This is a genomic window from Acetobacter sp. (genome assembly GCF_052102375.1).
Taxonomy (GTDB): Bacteria; Pseudomonadota; Alphaproteobacteria; order Acetobacterales; family Acetobacteraceae; genus Acetobacter.
Genome location: NZ_JBQDXI010000033.1, coordinates 1 through 21,096 on the forward strand (window position 1 = coordinate 1; position 21,096 = coordinate 21,096).

The window sequence follows — 21,096 nt, forward strand, 5'->3', positions numbered from 1 at the left end:
ACAGACTTTTTCATAATCTAACCCGATGTACAACCCTTCTGTGAGATTTCCGCGTTGTGTTTCTGGCGTTTGTACCTGGGTTGGGGCGGCGTGTGCTCTCACATCGTACCAATGCGTTGGATGCGGCGCATCTGAAACAGATAGAGGCGGTGCGTGCCAAAGGGTATGCGCTGGACCTTCAGGCCTATCACCCCGGCATTCATGGAGTTGCCATTCCGTGGCGTGACAATGGGGAAGTTAAGGCCAGCATTTGCCTAACGGGTCCGGCAAAAGAGTATCCTCAGGCCCGGTTGATCCAGTTGGCGTGGATGATGATGCAAACAGTGGAGCGGGCCGCAGTTCAGCCACGTTGAATAAACGCGTTTTCTCTTTTTTGTAACTTCACAGGTTTTAAACATCTTGCACATGGTCAACTTCTTTACGAAAAACCAAAAAGTGCGAGATAATAATGAAGCATGTTGACGCCACACTTGTCCTGAATACGGCCTTGGCCCAAGCCGAGCGCATGGGGGTTGCCGTTTGTGTTACGGTAGTGGACGCCGCAGCATGGCCCGTCACGTTTGCGCGTATGGATGGCGTGCCTCTGGGGGTGATTGATGTAAGCCACAAGAAGGCTCGCACCGCAGCCCTGTTCCATATGGATAGCGCAGAGTTTGCGCGGGTTGCCCACCCCAACGGGGGAGCTTACACGCTGGAAGCCACAAATGGCGGTTTGACCAGCTTTGGGGGCGGTGTTGTCTTGAAAGACGCCAAGGGTACCATTGTGGGTGGTATTGGGGTATCCGGCGCCAGCACGGAAGACGATATCAGCATAGCCCAGAGTGCGGCCCGAACCCTCGCGGCCTGAATGCTGCCCTTTATGTGAGAATGTTTGTATGACGACCGACCCAATACCCACACCCGGCAGCACCATTCCGCTGGTTGAGGCGCCCCACGGCAGAACAGCGGCCCTTGCGCTGCTGACATTTGGCACGTTTGTTGTCAGTACTGGAGAATTTGCCATCATGGGCATGTTGCCTGAGTTTGCAACATCCCTTGGCCTGTCAACGGCGGATGCAGGCTACGCCATAACGGCTTACGCGCTGGGCGTTGTTGTTGGCGCGCCCCTTATCACCATTCTGGGTGCGCGCTTGTCCCGGCGGGAGTTGTTGCTGGTCCTGCTGCTGCTTTTTTGTTTTGGTAATGTGCTGAGCATCGCTATGCCCACGCCCGGTCTGGTAGAGGTTGCCCGCTTTATTACGGGTCTGCCGCATGGGGCGCTGTTTGGTATCTCCGCGCTGGTGGCTGCCTCCATGGTTGAGCGCAAGCGGCGTGGCTGGGCTGTGGGGCGTGTGCTTTCTGGTATTGCTATTTCCACTTTGATTGGCGCACCTTTTTCTACTTTTGCAGCAGATCATTTTGGCTGGCGCATTGCGTATCTGATTATTGCTGTCTTTGGGTTTGTCACGTTTCTGGGTGTATTGCGGTATATTCCGGCAGATAAACCAAACCGTACCAACTCTCCGTTGCGGGAGGTCACAGCACTGGGCAATGCACAGGTGCTGCTAACACTTCTGACAGCCGCCATAGGTTTTGGCGGTATGTTTGCCATTTATACCTACCTCACCAGTGTTCTGGTGCATGTGACTCAGGTGCCGGAATGGGAGGTCATGATCTTCATGGTCATCTGGGGGGCAGGCATGTTGGTAGGGGCCAACCTTGGGGCGTGGCTGGTTGACCGCAATATTGACCTTGCAGCCCTGCTGGCTCTGGCAGGCAGTGCAGTCGCCATGGTGGCGTTCCCTGCTGTGCTGCATAGTATGCCAGGTCTGGCGTTGGATGTTTTTCTGGTGCCAGCCTTTGTGAATGCTTTAGGGCCAGCCTTGCAAACCCGGCTGATGGATTTTGCAGGGGATGCCCAGACACTGGCAGCTTCCCTCAACCATTCAGCTTTTAATATTGCCAACGCGCTGGGTGCGTCACTGGGTAGCCTGCTGCTGGCGCATCATTATGGCTATGGTGCATTGGGTATGGGGGGTGCGTTGCTGTCTGTGGCCGGGTTGCTGGTGTATCTGCTGGCCGTAGTTTTGCTGAAACGGGGTGGGCAGATCCAGAACGCTGAATAACGTTCATTATGAAAAGGGCTGCGGTTTCGTGTGGCCCTTTTTTAAAGCGCTCTTAAAAACGTATTAGGAATACGGAACAGCCTACTATCCTGACCAGACCGCACGTCGTCTCGCAAGGGTAGGCTCTCCAGCCCCTCTTCAGTGCACGTGTTCTGAAAAGAGGTCATGAATGCTCGCATTGTCTGGTCAGCCACATGGTATGAATTACCATGCCCTAGGCTTCGGGCGAGTGTAAGGGTCATGGCTCGGTGCTTGAAAAGGCGTGTTTCATCTGCATATTTCAAATGCAGCATCCACAAGTCTTCGTCCAGATTTGCCGTTTCCTGCGCTGTATCAAATCCGCACTCCCATGTCAGTGGCACTGTAGAAAGAAGCGTTTTGCAGGACCACGGCCGGATGGCGCCGTAAGGGCTCTCACGGGCCTCACAGTTGGCCTTGTCATTCTATGTCGCTCTGGCAGGACCAGTTCTATGCGGTGTAAGCTGGGCGAGGAGAGACGCCTGTCTTAACGTGGGTGAGACTATACCATTACGGATAAGGTGCCTGAACCCTTCTTGTTGAAAAGGATCATGACATGTTCTGTTTATCAGTGAGCCGTAAGTGGCAGTTTGGGTGTGCCGTGGCTGTAATGACAGGTCTGCTGGCTGTGGCGTCTCCAAGTCAGGCTGAAGGCACGGGTGAGAGAGCGCCGGAGGTAGCTAAACTGTCTGATGTGGCTGCGCAGCCTTCCTCCCAACCAAAACGCGTTATTGGTATGGCTAATCCAGCCTCGGTTCATTGCGTGGATGCCGGAGGGCGGTTGGAAATTCGGAATGGTAAAGCAGGTCAGTATGGTATCTGTCACCTTCCAGATGGCCGTTCGTGCGAGGAATGGTCTTACTTCCGTACCGGCGAATGTTCTGCGGAAAGTTTGAAAACTCATTAAAAGAGCATGCCGGGGGATATTGAAAAATATCTCCTGCTGCCACATCTGTTAAACGTGCAAAAGGCAATGGTTTTTGGCCTGAGGGCAGAAACTGTTGTGCTTGTGATGCAGTGAAAGACGGAGACTTTACCAAGATGACAGACGCAGCCAAAAGCGCCGCAGGAACGGAAACACGGGAATTTAGTGCAGAAGTCGGGCGGTTGCTCGACCTTGTTGTGCATTCTCTTTATTCCGAACGTGAGATCTTCCTGCGCGAGCTGGTCGCTAACGCAGCGGATGCTACGGACCGCCGCCGGTTTGAAGCCCTGACGGACGGTGCCCGCGCCCTTCCGGATGATGCAAAAATTCGTATTAACCCGGAAAAAGATGCCCGCCTGCTCACCATCAGCGATGATGGGTCCGGTATGACGCGTGATGAGTTGGTGGCCAATCTGGGCACTATTGCCCGCTCCGGCACCCGTGCTTTTGGCAAACAGCTTCAGGACGCCAAACCAGAAGAGCGACCTAACCTGATTGGTCAGTTCGGTGTGGGGTTCTACGCGGCCTTTATGGTGGCGGATAAGGTAGACGTTATCTCCCGCCGTGCCGGGTCTGATGAAGCATGGCGCTGGACATCTGACGGCAAAGGCTCTTACACGCTGGAGCCTGCTACGCGTGAGAAAGCGGGCACGGACATCATCCTGCATATCAAGGAAGATGCTGATGAGTTCCTTGATAGCTGGCGTTTGCAGGCCATCATCCGCAAATGGTCTGACCACATTGCGTGGCCTGTCACCATTCTGCGGGACGGGAATGAAGAAGCTGCTAACGAAGGCACAGCCCTGTGGCGTAAATCCAAAAATGATGTCACCGAAGAGCAGCTTAACGAGTTCTACCGGCACCTGACGCATAACTTTGATACCCCGTGGGACACGCTGCACTGGCGCGCAGAAGGGACCATGGAATTTTCGGCGCTGCTGTTTGTTCCCGGCAGCCGTCCTTTTGAATTTGCAGAACAGACGCGGGAAAGCCGTATTCGGCTGCATGTCCGCCGTATGTTCATTACGGACGAGGCTGACATCCTGCCATCATGGCTGCGCTTTGTTCAGGGTGTGGTGGACACGGAAGACCTGCCGCTGAACGTCTCGCGTGAGATGTTGCAGGCTACACCTGTGTTGGCCCGTATCCGCAAGGCAGTTACCAGCAAGGTGATGGGTGAACTGAAGACCCGTGCAAAAGACGCAGAAAGCTACGCAACTTTCTGGGAAAACTTTGGCCCTGTGCTGAAAGAAGGCATGTGGGACGATGCAGCGCACCGCACAGAAGTTGCTGGCCTGAGCCGGTTCCGTTCTACCGCAGTGGACGGCCTGACATCCTTTGACGACTATATCAGCCGTATGAAGCCCGAGCAGGATGCCATTTACTACCTGACCGGGGACAACGCGGAAACACTGGCAGCCTCTCCCCAGATTGAAGGCTTCAAGGCCCGTGGCATTGAAGTGCTGCTTTTATCTGACGCGGTGGATTCCTTCTGGCCGGACCGCCTTTCCTCCTATGAAGGTAAAACTCTGCGCAACGTGGCTCAGGGCCAGTCCGATCTGGAAAAATTTGGCGCACCGGCTGAAACCGACGCTGAAAAAGCTGATATGGATACACTCCTGCCTGCGCTTAAAGCGGCATTGGGTGAGGCTGTGTCAGACGTAAAGGCAACAGATCGTCTCGTCAGCAGCGCTATGGTGCTCACAGCGCCAGAAGGGGGGCCAGACCTGCAACTGCAAAAATTAATGCAGCGCAGTGGCCAGTCCATGCCCAATGTGACACCAGTGCTTGAACTCAATCCGGCGCACCCGCTTGTGCATCACTTGGCTGAAAAGGTGAAAGCCGGAGAGCCTGTTGATGAACTAGCCCATATTCTGCTGGATGTTGCCAGCATTCAGAATGGTGAAGCCCCTAAAGACGCTAATGCCTTCTCCCGGCGTCTCATGGATATCCTAGTGGGTAAAGCCGCGTCAGCCTAATATGTCAGAGGATAGAGAAGTCCTCTTTTCATGACGTATTTATGCCTGGGCCCATGTGGCTCAGGCATTTTTTTGGGCTCAACGGTAAGTCAGGCTACGCTTTTTGTGCCGCGAATTGTCGAGTTTAGTTCGTCGTTGATCATGATGGCAACAGGAGGGAAACTGATGAAAGCGTTTAACGCGCCATAATGACGAGAGAGCTCAACATCTATACCAGTATTGTTCCACCCTGTATTTTCGTTTTCGGCAAAAGGTGCCGCAATGCCTCGGAGGGGAAGGGAGTAGCGCAGCATTTTGTCTGCCCCTTTAGGTGAAATAGAATAGAGGCCAAGGCCTGCGGCAGAAGAAACAGGGAAGGAGAAGTTTTTTTCCTGTGAGTTTTGAAAGCTTTGATACTGTTCTTGTGGATAAGATTCTTGTTGTGCCTTTATATAAAATTTCTGATGGGCTCCAAATTTAATACCTATTGGCCAATTAGTATTATAGCCCCATAAGAAAATATCCCAATCCTTTTGCTCTTCTTGTGCTTTTTGGAATATTTCATGGAAATCTTCACGGATAATTGCATCATCTTCTGCAATATGGAGCACTTCGTTTCTGTGGAGGCATTCGTGCCACAAAGAAATGTGAGATATGGCACAGCCAAGAGCGCCATTTGAATAATTGAGATTAGGGTCAATTATTCCACGCTCAATAAGAAGTGCACGGTTTAGCCGGCTACCTTCATAGGCTGGAAAACGTTGAGCTAACAGGTTTGGATTTTTTTCAGAAAAATTTTCAAAACGCTCTGGTGTTCGGTCAAGAGAAATAACACGTACGTATTTGGAAATACTCGGGTTTTCCACAAATAAAATCCCAAAAATTGTTGGTTGTTGTAATATGTTTAAACTATATTAACGCCCCTCGAGGTTATAAGTCTACGCAGAATTAAAGATCTATTTGTTAAAATAAATCCACTCCAAAATATTCTGTGAGAGATATCTCGCTCTTAATTCTAACCTCTAGGCCTTCACTTCTGTCTTAAATAGAAAAATTCTTTTGAACTCAGAACGTTATGTCTGTTGTGTGGGTTTTATTTTGGTGGGATATAAGCCAGAATAAAAAGAGAACATAGATGGTTTGGATGAGTGTGAAGAAGGAGCCAGTTTACGTGAAGGTCGCTTATGGTGTGTGTGCTATGGTGCTTATGGCAGGTGTGGCACAGGCAGAAACAACTCCTCATACAGCACCCTTTACGGTTTCACAGGATACTTATGGTCCGTCTGCTGGTGCTGGGCTTTGTGGGGCAGAGCAGTCATGCTTTCAGGTGCATAATACAGCCTATAAAGTCACGGAGCCTGCCTCTTCACAGGCATCGGTGTCCACACAGCACTCGAGTGTGTTTGATAGTCTGTCAGGCATTTTGAACCAGACCCTTGATGTTATCCGAACACTGAGTTCTGGCCTTCCATCTTTGCCATTTCACCTTTCAGAACAGAATAGAGTTGTTTCTTGGGTTGAAGGGCTTGTTGTATTTTATCTATTTTTCCGACTTTGGCTTGCGTATCGCCGACGGCGCGCGTTCAGGAGAGCTGTGCAGACGGGAAAACGGCTCATTAATTCTTTGGCGGACCGTCTGCAAATCCGCCGGAAGCAGCTTGTGTACCAAAATGCTTACGGCACGACCATTTACGACAAATGGGAGCGTGAGAAGGCAGCTTTCATGCAGCGCGAAATGCTGAACTGCCTGAATGAGCACGGATACCAGAACTATATTGACCGGGCCACGCCCGAATTACTGGCCTATCTTGATAAAGTAGCGTTTGATACCCCTGCTGAGCCTGAGCAAAAAGTCAGTAATCCGGATGTCTATAGCCCGGATATGAATCCGTTCGATTATGAGCGCTATTGCGCCCGCCTGCTGCGCCAATTGGGGTGGGAAGCCATAGCGACGTCAGAATGTGGGGATCAGGGTGCGGATGTGGTGGCCAGCCGCGGCAACACACGTATTATTCTACAATGCAAGCTCTATACAAAAGCAGTAGGAAATGATGCTGTGCAGCAGGTTGCTGCTGCACGCCAGCATTATGGAGCACGATATGGCGCAGTGGTGTCTAATGCCCCCTATACTATTCCTGCCCAGCAACTTGCTAAAACAAACAAAATTTTCCTCCTTCACCATGATGAGCTGCAACGGTTCATAAGGCGTGTTGAAAAATCCTCATCGTTTCGGATACGCTGAGAAAATTTTTCTGAGAATTAAAGAATAAATAAGGAAAAACTTCAGACGTAAGCACTAAAAATGTCTGAGCAGGGTATTGTTACCGTAAAAGATTTATAAGGCACTTAATCACGCCCAGTTAGCGGAATTTATTCAGATTTTCAGAAAATAAAAAGGTCTAAGGAATTGGCTGAATTATATGGGCTGTGTCTCTATTTTATTATACATAAAGCTAGATAGATAAAACAATTTTCTAAATGGATCAGATAAAATTTCTAGTCAGTAAAAGCCTATAAGTTGCCCGGCCTCAAATACTATAGAGGCCGGCAATATCATTCCTTAGGGGTGTATTGCTGTCTCTTTGGCAATAAATGCAGAGATATGATCGTCCAGTGTCGAAAGTGGTACTGATCCTGTTTCCAGAACAGCGTCATGAAAACGCCGGATGTCGAATTTTTTGCCAAGTGTATGTTCGGCTCTGTGGCGCAGGTCCCATATTTTGGCTTCTCCCAGATAATAGGACAGAGCTTGGCCTGGCCAGGAGATATAGCGGTCTATCTCTGTTTCAATCTCATGGTCAGCTAAGGCAGTGTTATCACGCAGGTAAGTCTGTGCCTGTTCTCGTGTCCAGCCTTTGGCATGAATACCGGTATCAACAACCAACCGTGCTATACGCCATGCTTGGTAGGAGAGCATGCCAAACTTCTCATAGGGTGTATGGTAAAAGCCCATTTCATCGCCAAGTCGTTCGCAATACAGAGCCCAACCTTCACCGTAAGCTGAAATATACTCTTTGCGGAATTCGGGGAGAGCATTGTTTTCAGCAACCAGAGAGAGTTGCATGGAATGTCCGGGGGCCGATTCATGGAGTGTCAGTGCTGGTAAGGAGTAGAGCGCGCGGGCTTTCAGGTTGTAGGTATTAACATAGTATGTATCTTCGCCACCGCGCGCAGACGTATAGAACGGTGCCTCATCTTCAGGCACAGGCTCAATACCAAATCTGTTACGGGGGAGTAGACCGAAATAACGAGAAACTTTACCATCGAACTCTTTCGCTATCCACGCAGCATCTTTTAACAACTCATCCGGTGTTTTGGCATAAAACTGTTGATCGGATCTCAAATATTTCAGGAATTCCGAAAAACTTCCTTTAAATCCTGTTTGTGCCATGGTTTCCATCATTTCCTGATGGACTTTTTGCATCTCGCTCAGGCCAAAAGCGTGAATAGCCTCAGCAGTCATAGGTGTTGTGGTAAATTCGTAAATCTGGTTTTGGTAATAGCGCTTGCCATCGGGAAGGCTTTCGGCTGCCAGAGCTGTGCGCGCCTGTGGAACATACTCGGTCGTAAAAAAATTCAGAAAATCACGATAGGTAGGAATAATTTTTTGTGAAATGATCTCTCGCGCAGTCTGGGTCAGTTTTTCCTGTACGTCATGGGGTATAGTGTCTGGGTAGTGCCGGAAAGGTGCAAAAAAGGCCGTGGTTTCAGGTGTCTTTGCGTCTGCAATCTGGCGTATTCCGTTTTCTCTTCCTACTAGCGTCACATGCGGCGCGGTAAACCCGCGCTTCAGGCCTACACGCATATTGGTAGTTTGTTCCTGAAAATAGCGAGGAATATCGCTCAGGCTTTTTAGTGCGTTCTGGTAGTCTTTTTCTGTCGTGAACTGCGTGCCTTCATTACTGGATAGCTCACTCCAGAATGTCGTGTCAGAATTAACTGGCATTTCATAAGTTTTATAAGCAATTTGATTGGCCATGACTGTCGCCTGATACTGCAACACGTCATAATTTTCTCTCTCGGCCGCGGTCAGTTTTTTACGGTCAATATGCGCTAAGGCAGAGAGTATATCCCGGTAGTGCTGGGCAATTTTTGCAAAACTGGCCGGATCAACATGAGGCAGGGTGTCAGTTTGTTGTTTTTGTTGGGCTTTCTGCCACGTAGTGTCTGCCTCTATCAGCGTTCCCAATGGTGTAGAGGCGTGAGAGGCTGCCAGCGTAGTGGAACTTGCTAAGAAGAGTGAGAAAGCCGCTGCGGCTCCCCACAGTGCGGTTGTGTGACGCATCAAGACACCTTGAGACAAAAGTGATACTGTAAGCAGGCTTTAGGACAGCCAATTTATTTTCGTAATCGTTATAAAATCACCTGTTGGCTCAAAAAGAAAGCCCCGCATGGGTGGCTACAGCGTTCTGGCCGGTGTGTTTTCCGCTTTTCTGTAGAAGGGTTCTGCGCCACACAGTGCGGCAGGAATGTACACAGATGTGCGTTTTAGTGAGTGAAAGGATGCTTCCGTGCCTATAGCCCTGATCGCCCTAGCAATAGGGGCCTTTGGTCTTGGGACAACAGAAACCATCGTTATGGGTCTGTTGCCACAACTCTCAGCAGGGCTGGGGGTCTCCATTGCGCAGGCAGGCCTTTTGGTGTCCGGCTACGCACTGGGGGTTACTATTGCTTCTCCCGTCGTGGCAATTCTCACCAATGCCTACTCGCGCCGTTATACATTGCTGCTCACAATGGCCATTTTCACAGTGGGCAACGCGCTTAGCGCTATTGCACCCGGTTACTGGTCTCTCATGGTGGCGCGTGTTGTCACTTCTTTCTCACATGGCACATTTTATGGTGCGGCCTCTGTCATGGCCTGTCAGGTTGTGCCTCCGCACCAGCGGGCCAAAGCGCTTTCTCTGGTTTATATAGGTCTGACACTGGCCATGATTCTGGGGGTTCCGCTTGGCACGGTTGTTGCACAGATCAGTTCATGGCGGGTTGCATTTGGGCTGATTGCCGCGATTGGTGTTGTTGCGTGGCTCAGTATTCGGGTGTGGGTCCCGCAGGATAAGGTCTCTGGACCGACCGTTAAACTCTATGCACAGTTACATGCCATGACCCGGCCTTTGGTGGTCACCATGATGTTGGTGTCCATGTGTACTTCTGCCAGCATGTTTTCGCTTTTTACCTATATTACGCCGTTTCTTCAGGTCAGAACCGGTTTTTCAGAACATGCCGTTGATCTTGTTTTGCTCCTTATCGGGGGTGGGTTGTGCCTTGGCAATCTGCTGGGTGGCCGACTGGCGGATTGGAAAATGTTGCCGTCCTGCGCGGGCCTTATGCTGGCGGTTGCTGTTGTGCAAGTGTTACTTGTGCCCGGTAGCCTGAATGTCTGGACCTGTCTGATCCTTCTTTTTCTATGGGGTGTTTTTATCTACGCTCCTATGGCACCCCTACAGTCTTATGTTGTCACCTGTTCAGGGTCTGCACCGAATATCGCGTCAGCCATGAATCAGAGTTCATTCAACTTCGGGAATGCCGTTGGGGCGTGGGCTGGTAGCCTGCTGGTAGCCGGACCGGAAAGCTATGGTGGGCTACCTTATCTTTCGGCTGCTATGGCAGGTTTGGGGTGTGCGCTGGTTTTTCTTGCCAAATATTTTGAAAAACAGACACAGCAGGCTGGGGCTTAAAAGCCCAGCACAGCATCACAGTTGAAGGTTAGCATATTTTCGGTTCCGTGGGTAACAACGGGGTTATCCACAGTTCCAGCCCGGTTGAAAGGTCTCGTGCCATTCAGGGATTTATCAATCCGGATTTCTGGCCGTAGCGTAAAGCTGCCTTTGCCAAGGTTACGGTTTATCAGGTCTGGTCGATATGCGCCGCCCACGGTGAGTTCACTATATGTGGTGGGAGGCGCATTGAAATAAGAAAAAGGTCTGTTACGCAAAGAGTTTACATAAGACATTGTGCCAGTGTACTGGCTGATGACAGCCCCCGTATTATCCCGGAAAATTTCTGCGCGCGCGTTAAGCGTAAACGCTTTGCTGACATCCCATGAGAGATAGCCTGTAACGCCATAGGCATCATCATGGGAGGCATCATCATGCAGGAATAGCCCTTCTGCCTGCACGGACAGATCTTTGGTGACGTGGTATGTAACGAGCAGGTCAGCATTATATTGCATCAGCCCATTAGCCTTTGGGCCAATACCGGCGCTGCTCCACCCTTCTGAGGATACACGGGTGGGGCCGTTATTACCTTGTGGGCCAAAATGACCAATGGCGTTGATATTGAGTTTGCCATGCATCAGGTTATGCCACGTAAAACCAAAATAGCCTTTTGGGCGGCTATTATTGCCGTTGCGGCCAAAGGTTGTGGAATTTCCGGCATCAATGCCAACAAGCCAGTCCATATGACGGCTGAGATGCATGGTTGCTACAACCCCTACCGTCTCAAACGGCACAATGTAGTCAGAGCCATAATTGAAGGAATAAAAGGGGCGTGCCAGTGCAGGTGTGCCCTCTGCACCCATAAGCCCGTACATCTGTCCTGCCTGCACATCAATTCCGTGCTTGAAAAGCCATGGCAGATGCACGTCAATATGGGCCTGTGTGGGAGCCCACTGGTATTGGCCTGTCAGGTTGCCTGAGCCCATACCAATAGTAGGGTCAAAACGTGCATCCGAGCCATACATGGCTTCAAACACAAACCCGATGCCATAACCATGTCCTACAGGTGAAATGGGGTGGGAGATGGACCCCATGATCTGGTTAAGTGTGACAGTGTTTGCACGGTCGAGATAAAATTGTCCGAAGTTACGGCCAGTTTTTGTCCATGGGTTTCCCGCTATGCCGGTCTCAACAGTCAGGTGGCCTACAAGACCGTCCCAATAAGTCAGGGCTTTCCCGTTTTTGGGTGTAAACAGGTTGCCCGGCTGCATTGGGGACAGATCTGGGTCCAGTTGCGCCTCCTCCTTGAGCTGAACTGTGGGGGAGGGTGTCGGGTGGTTGGGGTTGGGAGACCCTACAGGTGTAAAACCGTGGTTGGAGGACGCCGCAGCCTGTGCATGTGCCACAGCCGGAAGAGCAACCCCGCCAAGAAGACATAATAAGGCAAAACTGTTTTTACAAAACATTCTCTTATCCAGGCTCATGATGGTTCAGGTGGCGGGGGAGAGATTTAGTGCTCAGGGCATGCTTCGGATGTGTTCTGCTGGCGGTCTGCGTTGCGGTAGGAGCGCATTAAAACCACACTCAATATCGTCATCACAGCCCCATAAATCAGGCAGACCTGTGCGTTGTAGTATATGACCGCCGCCAGAAGAACGACCGCCCCACACAGCGCCATGCCTGGCAGAATAGGGTAGAGTGGCGCTTTATAACTGCGATGCATGTCTGGCTCCGTGCGACGAAGCCGGAACAGGCTCACCATGCTGAGGATATACATGGTTAGTGACCCGAAGACAGACATGGTCACCAGAGTTGCAGTTAAGGACTGGCCTTGGATGGAGATGATGTCGTCTGAAAAAATAGCGGCAATACCAATGACACCACCTGCAATGGTAGCTGTATAAGGGGTTTGGAAACGCGGGTGGATCTTGCCCAGAACAGCAGGAAGAAACCCTGCCCGTGCCATGGCAAAAATCTGGCGTGCATAGCCCATAATAATACCGTGCAGGGAGGCAATCAGCCCGAACATGCCTAGCCACACCAGCATGTGTAGCCAACCGCTATGGTCGCCCACAACGCGTTTCATGGCTTGTGGCAGCGGGTCGTTCAGGTTGGCAAGGCTTTGCCAGTCACCAGCCCCACCTGCAAAGAGCATGACACCAAACGCCAGAGACACCAGTGTGAGCACTCCGGCAATATAAGCTACAGGAATAGCACGGCGTGGGTTTCGGGCTTCTTCCGCTGCCATGGCAACGCCTTCAATGGCCAAGAAAAACCATATAGCGAAGGGAATGGCAGCAAAAATTCCCCCTATGGCGTTCCATCCGAAATGCGGTGCGCTTCCCCAAGCATTATGCAGAAAATTGTCCCATGAAAACGCAGGCGCTACGACACCCATAAACACAAAGAGTTCGATAATAGCTGCAATTGTTATAAAAAGTTCAAACGTTGCGGCAATGTGTACGCCGACAATGTTGAGTGTCATGAAAATAATATAAGCACCCAGCGCTGCCATTTTTGGCGGAATGGCAGGAAACTGCACATTCAGATAAGCCCCGATAGCCAGCGCAATGGCGGGTGGGGCAAAAATGAACTCCACCAGCGTTGCAAGCCCTGCAATCAGCCCGCCCCAACGGCCCAGAGCACGCTGACTATAGGCAAAAGGCCCCCCAGCCTGCGGAATGGCGCATGTCAGTTCAGTAAAACTGAAAATGAAGCTGGTATACACAATAGCAACAAAAGCTGTGGCGACCAGAAACCCCAGTGTGCCCGCAGTGCCCCAGCCATAGCTCCAGCCAAAATACTCGCCAGAGATCACTAATCCCACGGCAATGCCCCACAGGTGGAACGTGCTTAAGGATTTGTGAAGATGCGTCGGCGCGTTACTCATGCGTCATGGTCCTTTGGCAGAGAAATCTGTGTGGAGGGGGAGAGGGCCATATCCGGGGCCGCATCTTTCAGGCCAATACCTGTCAGTTTCAAGGTGCATGCCTGCTGCATCAGCCATGCCAGCTTGGAGGCCGCGGCGGGTACTATCAACCCGTGAGGATGAATGTTGGAGATACAGTTGCGGGCAGAATCCGGGCATCCAACATAGGGAGCGTAGGTCAGGTAAACGCCCAGACTGTCCGCAACGCTCAGGCCGGGGCGCTCGCCTATCATCACCACCACCATGTTGGCATTCAGGCACGTTGCGATATCATCGCCCAGAGCAACACGGCCCTGTGTTGCAATAACCAGTGGCGCAATGTGCCAGTCGGGTAAAAGCTGTTTTGTGGCCATGAAAAGAGGAATGGCGCTTTGCTGTGTCGCAAAGGATGACAAACCATCCGCCGCGACAAACACAACGTCCCAATAGCCTTTTTTTAGCGTTCGTGCGCAATCTGGTGCCAATCTCCGCCCCAGATCTGGCCGTCTGAGGTAGGTGGCACGATCAGCAGCCTGACTATGAACCACCAGAGACGGGACCGGCCCTAGAGTGGCCTGCATGGCGTTGACGTCCAGAGGCGTATGGACAGCATCGCGCGCTTTGGCATGGGCGGCCTGAAAGTCCAGAACATCGGATGTTCTGAGTGCGTTTCCCGCTCGGGCCAAACCGATGCGGGCCCGGGTCAGGTGGCGCAACTCCTGCCATAGGTCAGGAGTGCTGGCCGTAGAGCTGCGTGCTGGTTTGTGGTGCGTCATACGGGGCGTACCATCTGGCCTAGCAGTGTTTGACCGGGGCTCCTGTCCAACATGTGCTGGCTCTGGGTGTCATACAGGCCCATTTGTTCTAGCCACAGTGCAAATTCAGGGGCAGGTTTCAGGCCCAAAAGGCTGCGCAGGCTCAATAGGTCATGAAAAGATAGGCTTTGGTAATTGAGCATGATGTCATCAGCGCCGGGTACGCCAATCAGGAAGGTGATGCCAGCAGCAGCCAGCAACACCATCAGGTTGTCCATATCGTCCTGATCGGCCTCAGCATGGTTTGTGTAACAGGCATCACACCCCATGGGGACACCAAGCAGCTTGGCGCAAAAATGGTCTTCCAGCCCTGCACGGATAATCTGTTTGCCGTCATACAGATATTCCGGGCCAATAAACCCCACGACAGTGTTGACCAGAAGTGGGTTATAGGCGCGGGCTACCGCATAAGCGCGGGCTTCAACCGTTTGCTGGTCAACACCATGGTGCGCGTTGGCAGAGAGGGCTGCGCCTTGGCCTGTTTCAAAATACATGACGTTCTGGCCGAGAGTGCCGCGCTTCAGGCTTAACGCCGCTTCGTAAGCTTCCTGCAAAATAGAGAGAGAGACACCAAAGCCTTCATTGGCTTTCTGTGTTCCGGCAATGGACTGAAAAACCAGATCAACCGCACCACCCTTATTCATAATTTCCAGAGTGTTGGTAACGTGGGTCAGAACGCAGGTTTGTGTGGGTATGTCGTAACGCTGGCGGGCGTGGTCCAACATGTTTAGCAGGTCAAAACCATTGGCAACGCTGTCTGTCGCCGGATTTATGCCAATAACAGCATCGCCCATGCCCCGCAGCAATCCATCAAGTGTCGAGGCCGCAATGCCTTTCAGGTCATCTGTCGGGTGGTTGGGTTGAAGGCGCGTGGCAAGGCAGCCTTCAAGGCCAATGGTGTTCCGAAAACGGGTGATAACCCGCACTTTACGGGACACGGTCATCAGATCCTGATTTCGCATGATCTTACTGACCGCTGCTGCCATTTCCGGCGTAAGGCCGGGGGCAACGGCGGCAAGGACGGCAGTGGTTGTGGTTTCAGCCAGAAGCCAATTCCGGAATTCGCCTACTGTCATGCTGGTCAAGGGGGCGAATGCGGCCGCATCATGCGTGTCCACAATCAGGCGCGTCACATCATCGTGTTCGTAGGGGATAAGGGCCGTTGTTAGAAAGGTTGTGAGCGGCAGGTCCGCCAAGGCATATCGGGCAGCTATACGTTGTGCATCCGTCTCTGCGGCCAGGCCTGCAAGCTGGTCTCCAGAGCGTGCGGCAGAGGCTTTGCCCAAAAGGGTTTTCAGGTCTTCAAACCTGTAAGTTTCTCCGCCTAATGCGTAATGATACGCCATGACAGTCTCTCCGTTGCTTGACCGGAACTATATCTGCTGCGGACCGATTTTGACTTGACCGGACGCAACAAGATTTTGACAATATATGACAATCAGACATACGCTTTGCTTACTCGTCAGACAGACCGGGCGGAAAGCAATGTCATCCCCTCCACACTCTCCTGATCGTGATGCACATGTTCTGGCTGCTGCTGCATCAGGTGTGGAAAGTTTCTTTACACAGCGTGGCGGAGATATAGACCGTATAGCCGGACGGGCTGGTCTTTTTCCCGCACAGTTTGCTATTCCCACACAATCTCTAAATTTGCGTTCTTATTGCAGGCTTTTTTCCGAGGCCGCGCGGGACACGCAGGACCATAATATTGGCTTGAGGTTTGGCCAACAGTTTTTGCCACAACAACTTGGGCTGATAGGCTATGTGGCGCTGTGTTCTGCTACCGTGGAGCAAGCGGTGCGTAATCTTGTCGCTTATTTTGGCTATCATCAGGCTCATACCGTTACACGCCTGAGTGAAACGGCAGAGAGCTTCTGCCTGGAATATCTTATTACCGATCCTGCTATTCAGGATCGGCGACATGATGCTGAACTGACGCTTGGTATGTTCTGTAATATTTTACGTGCAGGGCTGGGGCCAGACTGGTGTCCGCAACTGGTGCTTTTTGCACATGATGCTCCTGAACAGGCACAGGACCATCAGGCAGCGTTTCAAGCTGAAATACGGTTTTCAACAGACATGAATGCGCTTGTCTTTAGCAAAAGACATTTGCAAAGCACGGTTATGCCTATGGCAGACCCAGCGTTATTGCAGGTCATGCAGTCATCGCTGCTCATGCTGGCACAAAAAGACAGCGTGTCATCCAGTTCTGATACGCAGTCCTTAAAAGACCAGGTGATGGCTCAACTTGCTTCTCTGCTCCCGCAAGGCACGCATGAACTGCGCGAAGTCGCCAAAAGCATGGGGCTTACCCCCTGGACACTGCAACGGCGGCTTGCTGGCCTGAGTCTATCTTATACGGCCCTACTGGATGAGGCGCGGCAGAGTGAAGCTTTGCGTTTGCTTGCAGTGCCAGAAACGGACGTAAGTTCCATAGCGGCACAGTTAGGATATACAGAGACCAGCGCTTTTAGTCGGGCTTTCCGCCGTTGGGTGGGTGTGTCGCCGCGCGTGTGGCGGCAGACAAATGGAATAACGTCAAAAATCGCCAGATAAGAGGCTAAATTTTACGCTTTGCGCCAAAGAGCAACAGCCTGCATACCAAGCGCAAGAAGGGCTTCAGCTCGTTCAGTGCTGTCGGCTTCCACATAGACGCGTAATTCAGGCGCATTGCCTGACGGTCGAAGGTGAATAACCTCCTGAGAGGCAAAAGTCATACGCACACCATCAGTTTCATCCAGCGTCGTGACGGGGCCACAAGCGGCGACAAAACCAAGTTTTTCCGCTTCCTGCTCCGGATTTGCACGTAAACCGTCCAGTTTTTTTAAACTTTGAGCCGTAGGCATGTTTTGCAAACGGTCGCTCAGTGTAAAACGGGGAGGAAGTGTTGCGACAAGTTGGCTCAGCTTGTTGTCATGGTGTTTGCAGGCAGTCAGCGCACACAGCATAGGTAAAACGGAATCTCGCGTTGGCAGAGCTGCCAGACGGTTGCTGCCGTGTGTAATGTCGCTCGCCAGCAGGAATCCTCCGTTCGCCTCATAGCCAACAGAAGGAACAATCCCTGCTTCGGTTGCTTCTGTCATGGCGGTAACAACGTAGGGTGAACCAATACGTGTGCGGCGTATTGACTCAATGCTTCCAGTTTTCTCCAAGGCAGTATTGCTGCTAACAGGCGTTGCGACACTGCGGGCCGCTAAAAATTGTGCGGCCAGAATGCCCAGAACGTCTCCACGCAACCATGTGCCAGTATGGTCTGCCAGAAGCGGGCGGTCTGAATCGCCATCTGTAGTGAGTAGGGCATCAAAATTTTCTGTTTTTGCCCATTCTTTTGCAAGACTGACGTCTTCAGGGCGCACAGCTTCTGTGTCTACCGATACAAAGCGCTCAGAGCGACCGAGCACAATGGCTTCTGCGCCAAGCGCTTCTACAATCTGCACGAGCGCATCACGCCCTACAGCAGAATGCTGGTAAATTCCAAGGCGAAAGCCAGAGAGAGCATTTTCTCCAAAAAAATCTTTATATCGTTTAATGAAGTCTGGAATAACTGGTGTAATAGGCGGGAGCGTGATGGAGTGAGTTAACGCGCCTTCTGCATCAAACCAGCCGGCAGGCAGTGTTACAGTTTCATTACGCATTGCGGCTTCATCAGATTTCAGAAACTCACCGCCTGCACGGTTGAATTTTATGCCGTTACGGTCATCAGGGATATGGCTGCCTGTAACCATCAAAGAGGGTATTGAACGCGCAAAAGCGAAATTGCACAGTGCGGGAGTAGGGACATACCCGCAAAAAACGGGTACGCCTCTGGCTGCTTCAATTGCGGCAACACAGGCTGTGAGAATGCGTGGGGTGCTGGGGCGTAGGTCTCCTGCAACGGCCACAGGGGTGCCTGCCTTAAATTCTCCCACAGACTGAAGGTGCTGCAAGAAGCCTAGTGTGTAAGCGCAACAGACGGCATCTGTCATGGCGGTGACCAGACCCCGTGCGCCACTGGTGCCAAAAGCCACACCCGAGTGTTCCATCCAAGCCGCAATTTTCATATTCGTGCCCCGTGGGTTAGCTGTTCAGGGTAGCTTATATCAAACCAAGAGACAGAAACAGATAACTCAAAATTCATTCGACCGTTGTAGTAATAGGGTCAGAAAATTACATACTGTATCTTTATGAGAATAAGGATATTTATAGTGTTCCAAAAATCAACATGGTAATTATAGGTAAACCCCCAAAAGGTTTTGACCAAATTCATGTATTGACCGTGCGAGAGACATAAATTCCTTATTGTTGTTGTCCGTGAAGATCAGATCTAGAGGTAATTTGTCCATCGGAGTTTTTAAGGGGACTTCTATACAGTCTCCTGTTTCAAGAGCGCTTTGCACTAGGCCATAACAACTCACAAAAGTGCATTTATGTTCCAGAGCTAGGAAGAAAGCCTTATCGAGAGCGTCTACTGTCATAACGGCGTGTGGGAAATGAAGATTTTTATTTTCATGAAAGTTGATGACACTTTTCCCATCGCCATCTACCACGTTGATCAGGCTTAAATTTTTCACATCGTCGACATCTAGGGGGGTGTTGGCAGAGAAAGAATTTTTATCAAACGAGTAAATGCCTAATGGTACTTCGCATATATTCTTTAAAAGCATATTATTAAGTCTACGGTCTAGGCGGCCAGACCCTACAAAAATTGTCGGCGTCCCTAAGCGCATTCTCGTAATGCTAGAGCTAATAACCAAATTCGTTCTCATAATATTATGATAATTAGTAAACTTGGATAATGTTGGGACTATAATGTGATTTTGCACCCACTCTGGGCTTATAATATCGACTTCCATAATTTGCTGAATAAGTTTTGATTCAAATTCATGTATAAAAGAAATATTTTCATCCAGTATGGATGAATACCTTCTTCCAGTTTCTGTTAATACCAAACGTCCTTCTTGTTTTTCAACAAGCTTTGTATTTAGAAAATTCTCTAAAGCGGAAATTGCTCGTGAAACAGTTGAGGGATAAACGCCCAAGGTTTTAGCGGCTTTTGGCAAACTTTCTTCACGGCAAAAACTGAGAAATATTTCTCGCTCGCTGAGGAGGCGGGATGTTTTGGAGCTATCAGACATAGAAGATATTACTGCTTTTATCTTTGATTTGGTTCAGAAACAGAAAAGCACCTTCAAGTGAAAGCCTTAACTTTTTGTATGGAAGCGAGAGGATTTGCCCGAGTGGGTATACCCTAAATCAGGTGAAAATGTTAAGACCCAAAAATAATTTGTTAAGAAAAATATAGAATTTAGATAGCGTTCTCGAGAGGAAAATAGTGAAAGAATACTATATTTTCAAAGCATTCAATGCAGTTTGGACGGTAGAGGGGAGTTAAGGAAAAATCTCCAGCTACCTTTAATCCGAGCATTCATGTAAATACTGAAAATTAGAAATTGACCACACGGCTCTCTATTGAGAGTTCCATTTTTCAGTCGGGTCGAGGTGATTGCGGAGAGTCTTACACTGCTTTCGAGTTTTCTCTCTATAGTGAGTTTTTTGGAAAGTCTTTGTTTATAACAGATATAATAAAGGAAAAGAGGCTCGCGCAAAATGTGTGAATTTATTGCGAGCCTCTGAACTGCGAGAGAGTAAAGTTCTGTCTCGCAAAGTGTAGAGTTTAGCTGCGTTGTAATGCACCGTCTCGTGGTGCTTGGGCCGCATAGGCGTGAAACACGCCGAAAGAGGTGTAGCGTCTTACATTTTCAAAGCCGGCATCACGCAAATTTTGCATAATTTCATTGGGTGGAACACATTCTGCAATTGTATCCCAATAATATTCCATCAGTTTACGGCTGTCTCGTGTTGCAGCAATGCCGGAGAGGAGGGGGACTACGCGGCCTAAATAGAACTTGAGGAAGGCCTGTACATACGGACTGTTCGCGCGCCCAATCTCCAGAATGAGAACGTGGCCGCCCGGTTTAAGCACACGCCTGTAGGCAATAAAAGTTTTGCGCAGATCACTCACATGCCGCAGGGCATACCCCATACTGAGAAAATCTAAACAGGCATCCGGAAACGGCAGGTGCTGTGCATCGGCCTGCACCAAAGCAATGGGTAGGTTCTGGCGACACTGTGCCAGCATGCCAGCGCTCATGTCCAAGCCAATTATATTGTTTTTTCCGGCAATGCGGGCAGCTTCACGTGCAACCAGGCCTGTGCCTGTGGCAACGTCCAGCACTTTGTCTCCGGCTTTAAGCCCTATGCGGCGTAGCATCCACCTGCGGTACCAGCGCCCGCTTCCTAAAGAGAAGATGGCATTAATTCGGTCATAATGGCGTGCTGTGCGGTCAAAAATAGATTGCACAAAATTCTGTCTGCTTTTGGGGTCTTGATAATAAGCGGAGAGAACAGGGTGAGGGGGGGTTGCTGCTTTGTCCGTCATAGTGGGGGTGGGTTCCTCTGTCACAATAGCCCCGCTCAGGAAGCAGAGTTCCTGTTTTTTAAGAAAATTAGATCGCGAAGCAAGGGAGTGTGCAAAAAATAGCTTGAATTATAGGGGGCAACCTATTCAGCAGAACAGTCAATGGCTTTTAAATTATCATTTTAGAGCAATGATTTATGCTTTTGTTGTATGTCAGGGTTGCTTTCGAAAGATGTCTATAGAGGTGCGCAGGGAGGCATGGTCGACGCGGATTTCTCACAGTTGAGGCAATTTCGGGTCATTTTGTAGAATTCAG

18 protein-coding genes are annotated in these 21,096 nt (G+C 50.5%); 8 read left to right on the plus strand and 10 right to left on the minus strand.

Annotated elements, in window-relative coordinates; genetic code table 11:
- Positions 1 to 92: 92 nt before the first annotated feature.
- The 3 genes from ACTIDN_RS11480 to ACTIDN_RS11490 all read left to right on the plus strand — a co-directional run bounded on the left by ACTIDN_RS11480 (position 93) and on the right by ACTIDN_RS11490 (position 2,105).
- Positions 93 to 353, plus strand: a complete 261-nt coding sequence (locus tag ACTIDN_RS11480) for an IclR family transcriptional regulator domain-containing protein (RefSeq protein WP_441377154.1) — start codon at positions 93 to 95, stop codon at positions 351 to 353.
- Positions 354 to 448: 95 nt separating this feature from the next.
- The gene (locus tag ACTIDN_RS11485) at positions 449 to 847 is read left to right on the plus strand and encodes a GlcG/HbpS family heme-binding protein (RefSeq protein ID WP_415508254.1); all 399 of its coding nucleotides are present in this window, start codon (positions 449 to 451) and stop codon (positions 845 to 847) included.
- Between the two features lie 28 nt (positions 848 to 875).
- Entirely contained in the window at positions 876 to 2,105 is a 1,230-nt protein-coding gene (locus ACTIDN_RS11490; protein ID WP_441377155.1) for an MFS transporter, read from the plus strand.
- Between the two features lie 41 nt (positions 2,106 to 2,146).
- On the opposite strand, the gene ACTIDN_RS11495 is transcribed toward ACTIDN_RS11490, so the two are convergent.
- Positions 2,147 to 2,467, minus strand: coding sequence for a hypothetical protein (locus ACTIDN_RS11495; RefSeq protein WP_441377156.1), 321 nt, complete (start codon positions 2,465 to 2,467; stop codon positions 2,147 to 2,149).
- A gap of 212 nt (positions 2,468 to 2,679) precedes the next feature.
- Between ACTIDN_RS11495 and ACTIDN_RS11500 the strand changes: the two genes are divergently transcribed.
- Positions 2,680 to 3,030, plus strand: coding sequence for a putative hemolysin (locus tag ACTIDN_RS11500; protein WP_441377157.1), 351 nt, complete (start codon positions 2,680 to 2,682; stop codon positions 3,028 to 3,030).
- Positions 3,031 to 3,164: 134 nt separating this feature from the next.
- Positions 3,165 to 5,027 (plus strand): molecular chaperone HtpG, encoded by a 1,863-nt coding sequence (gene htpG / locus ACTIDN_RS11505; RefSeq protein WP_441377158.1) that lies wholly within the window; start codon positions 3,165 to 3,167, stop codon positions 5,025 to 5,027.
- Between the two features lie 89 nt (positions 5,028 to 5,116).
- Here the strand turns inward: htpG and ACTIDN_RS11510 are convergent, their stop codons facing one another.
- Entirely contained in the window at positions 5,117 to 5,872 is a 756-nt protein-coding gene (locus ACTIDN_RS11510) for a glycosyltransferase family 25 protein (protein ID WP_441377159.1), read from the minus strand.
- A 269-nt stretch (positions 5,873 to 6,141) separates the two neighbouring features.
- Here ACTIDN_RS11510 and ACTIDN_RS11515 point away from each other — a divergent pair, with 269 nt between their 5' ends.
- Positions 6,142 to 7,248, plus strand: coding sequence for a restriction endonuclease (locus tag ACTIDN_RS11515; RefSeq protein ID WP_441377160.1), 1,107 nt, complete (start codon positions 6,142 to 6,144; stop codon positions 7,246 to 7,248).
- Positions 7,249 to 7,566: 318 nt separating this feature from the next.
- Here ACTIDN_RS11515 and ACTIDN_RS11520 read toward each other — a convergent pair whose 3' ends face one another.
- Complete coding sequence (locus ACTIDN_RS11520) at positions 7,567 to 9,291, minus strand: DUF885 domain-containing protein (protein ID WP_441377161.1); 1,725 nt, start codon at positions 9,289 to 9,291, stop codon at positions 7,567 to 7,569.
- A 226-nt stretch (positions 9,292 to 9,517) separates the two neighbouring features.
- Between ACTIDN_RS11520 and ACTIDN_RS11525 the strand changes: the two genes are divergently transcribed.
- A complete protein-coding gene (locus ACTIDN_RS11525; RefSeq protein WP_441377162.1) occupies positions 9,518 to 10,681 on the plus strand; it encodes an MFS transporter in 1,164 nt (387 codons plus the stop codon).
- Here ACTIDN_RS11525 and ACTIDN_RS11530 read toward each other — a convergent pair.
- From ACTIDN_RS11530 to ACTIDN_RS11545, 4 genes are read right to left on the minus strand one after another with little or no spacing between them, the layout of a single operon-like run.
- Positions 10,678 to 12,126, minus strand: a complete 1,449-nt coding sequence (locus tag ACTIDN_RS11530) for an outer membrane beta-barrel protein (protein ID WP_441377163.1) — start codon at positions 12,124 to 12,126, stop codon at positions 10,678 to 10,680. The two genes, ACTIDN_RS11525 and ACTIDN_RS11530, sit on opposite strands and share 4 nt — an antisense overlap.
- 44 nt (positions 12,127 to 12,170) lie before the next feature.
- A complete protein-coding gene (eat, locus tag ACTIDN_RS11535; protein WP_441377164.1) occupies positions 12,171 to 13,550 on the minus strand; it encodes an ethanolamine permease in 1,380 nt (459 codons plus the stop codon).
- Positions 13,547 to 14,344: an ethanolamine ammonia-lyase subunit EutC gene (eutC, locus tag ACTIDN_RS11540; protein WP_441377165.1), complete on the minus strand. Its 798-nt coding sequence runs from the start codon at positions 14,342 to 14,344 to the stop codon at positions 13,547 to 13,549. The genes eat and eutC overlap by 4 nt, the downstream gene beginning before the upstream one ends.
- Positions 14,341 to 15,729 (minus strand): ethanolamine ammonia-lyase subunit EutB, encoded by a 1,389-nt coding sequence (locus ACTIDN_RS11545; RefSeq protein WP_441377166.1) that lies wholly within the window; start codon positions 15,727 to 15,729, stop codon positions 14,341 to 14,343. Before ACTIDN_RS11545 ends, eutC begins: the two co-directional genes overlap by 4 nt.
- Positions 15,730 to 15,868: 139 nt before the next feature.
- On the opposite strand from ACTIDN_RS11545, the gene qhpR reads away from it, so the two are divergent.
- Positions 15,869 to 16,939, plus strand: a complete 1,071-nt coding sequence (gene qhpR / locus ACTIDN_RS11550) for an AraC-like transcriptional regulator QhpR (protein ID WP_441377167.1) — start codon at positions 15,869 to 15,871, stop codon at positions 16,937 to 16,939.
- Positions 16,940 to 16,950: 11 nt separating this feature from the next.
- Here qhpR and ACTIDN_RS11555 read toward each other — a convergent pair whose 3' ends face one another.
- The 3 genes from ACTIDN_RS11555 to ACTIDN_RS11565 all read right to left on the minus strand — a co-directional run bounded on the left by ACTIDN_RS11555 (position 16,951) and on the right by ACTIDN_RS11565 (position 20,801).
- Entirely contained in the window at positions 16,951 to 18,405 is a 1,455-nt protein-coding gene (locus ACTIDN_RS11555; RefSeq protein WP_441377170.1) for a phosphomannomutase, read from the minus strand.
- A 186-nt stretch (positions 18,406 to 18,591) separates the two neighbouring features.
- A complete protein-coding gene (locus ACTIDN_RS11560) occupies positions 18,592 to 19,497 on the minus strand; it encodes a helix-turn-helix domain-containing protein (RefSeq protein WP_441377168.1) in 906 nt (301 codons plus the stop codon).
- Positions 19,498 to 20,036: 539 nt separating this feature from the next.
- Complete coding sequence (locus ACTIDN_RS11565) at positions 20,037 to 20,801, minus strand: class I SAM-dependent methyltransferase (RefSeq protein ID WP_441377169.1); 765 nt, start codon at positions 20,799 to 20,801, stop codon at positions 20,037 to 20,039.
- Positions 20,802 to 21,096: the final 295 nt, after the last annotated feature.

Excerpts from the sequence above, each read along its gene's own strand:
- ACTIDN_RS11485 (WP_415508254.1), top strand. The coding sequence starts at position 449 with ATGAAGCATGTTGACGCCACACTTGTCCTGAATACGGCCTTGGCCCAA.
- ACTIDN_RS11490 (WP_441377155.1), top strand. The coding sequence starts at position 876 with ATGACGACCGACCCAATACCCACACCCGGCAGCACCATTCCGCTGGTT.
- ACTIDN_RS11500 (WP_441377157.1), top strand. The coding sequence starts at position 2,680 with ATGTTCTGTTTATCAGTGAGCCGTAAGTGGCAGTTTGGGTGTGCCGTG.
- htpG (WP_441377158.1), top strand. The coding sequence starts at position 3,165 with ATGACAGACGCAGCCAAAAGCGCCGCAGGAACGGAAACACGGGAATTT.
- ACTIDN_RS11515 (WP_441377160.1), top strand. The coding sequence starts at position 6,142 with ATGGTTTGGATGAGTGTGAAGAAGGAGCCAGTTTACGTGAAGGTCGCT.
- ACTIDN_RS11520 (WP_441377161.1), bottom strand. The coding sequence starts at position 9,291 with ATGCGTCACACAACCGCACTGTGGGGAGCCGCAGCGGCTTTCTCACTC.
- ACTIDN_RS11530 (WP_441377163.1), bottom strand. The coding sequence starts at position 12,126 with ATGTTTTGTAAAAACAGTTTTGCCTTATTATGTCTTCTTGGCGGGGTT.
- eat (WP_441377164.1), bottom strand. The coding sequence starts at position 13,550 with ATGAGTAACGCGCCGACGCATCTTCACAAATCCTTAAGCACGTTCCAC.
- eutC (WP_441377165.1), bottom strand. The coding sequence starts at position 14,344 with ATGACGCACCACAAACCAGCACGCAGCTCTACGGCCAGCACTCCTGAC.
- ACTIDN_RS11545 (WP_441377166.1), bottom strand. The coding sequence starts at position 15,729 with ATGGCGTATCATTACGCATTAGGCGGAGAAACTTACAGGTTTGAAGAC.
- qhpR (WP_441377167.1), top strand. The coding sequence starts at position 15,869 with ATGTCATCCCCTCCACACTCTCCTGATCGTGATGCACATGTTCTGGCT.
- ACTIDN_RS11555 (WP_441377170.1), bottom strand. The coding sequence starts at position 18,405 with ATGGAACACTCGGGTGTGGCTTTTGGCACCAGTGGCGCACGGGGTCTG.
- ACTIDN_RS11560 (WP_441377168.1), bottom strand. The coding sequence starts at position 19,497 with ATGTCTGATAGCTCCAAAACATCCCGCCTCCTCAGCGAGCGAGAAATA.
- ACTIDN_RS11565 (WP_441377169.1), bottom strand. The coding sequence starts at position 20,801 with ATGACGGACAAAGCAGCAACCCCCCCTCACCCTGTTCTCTCCGCTTAT.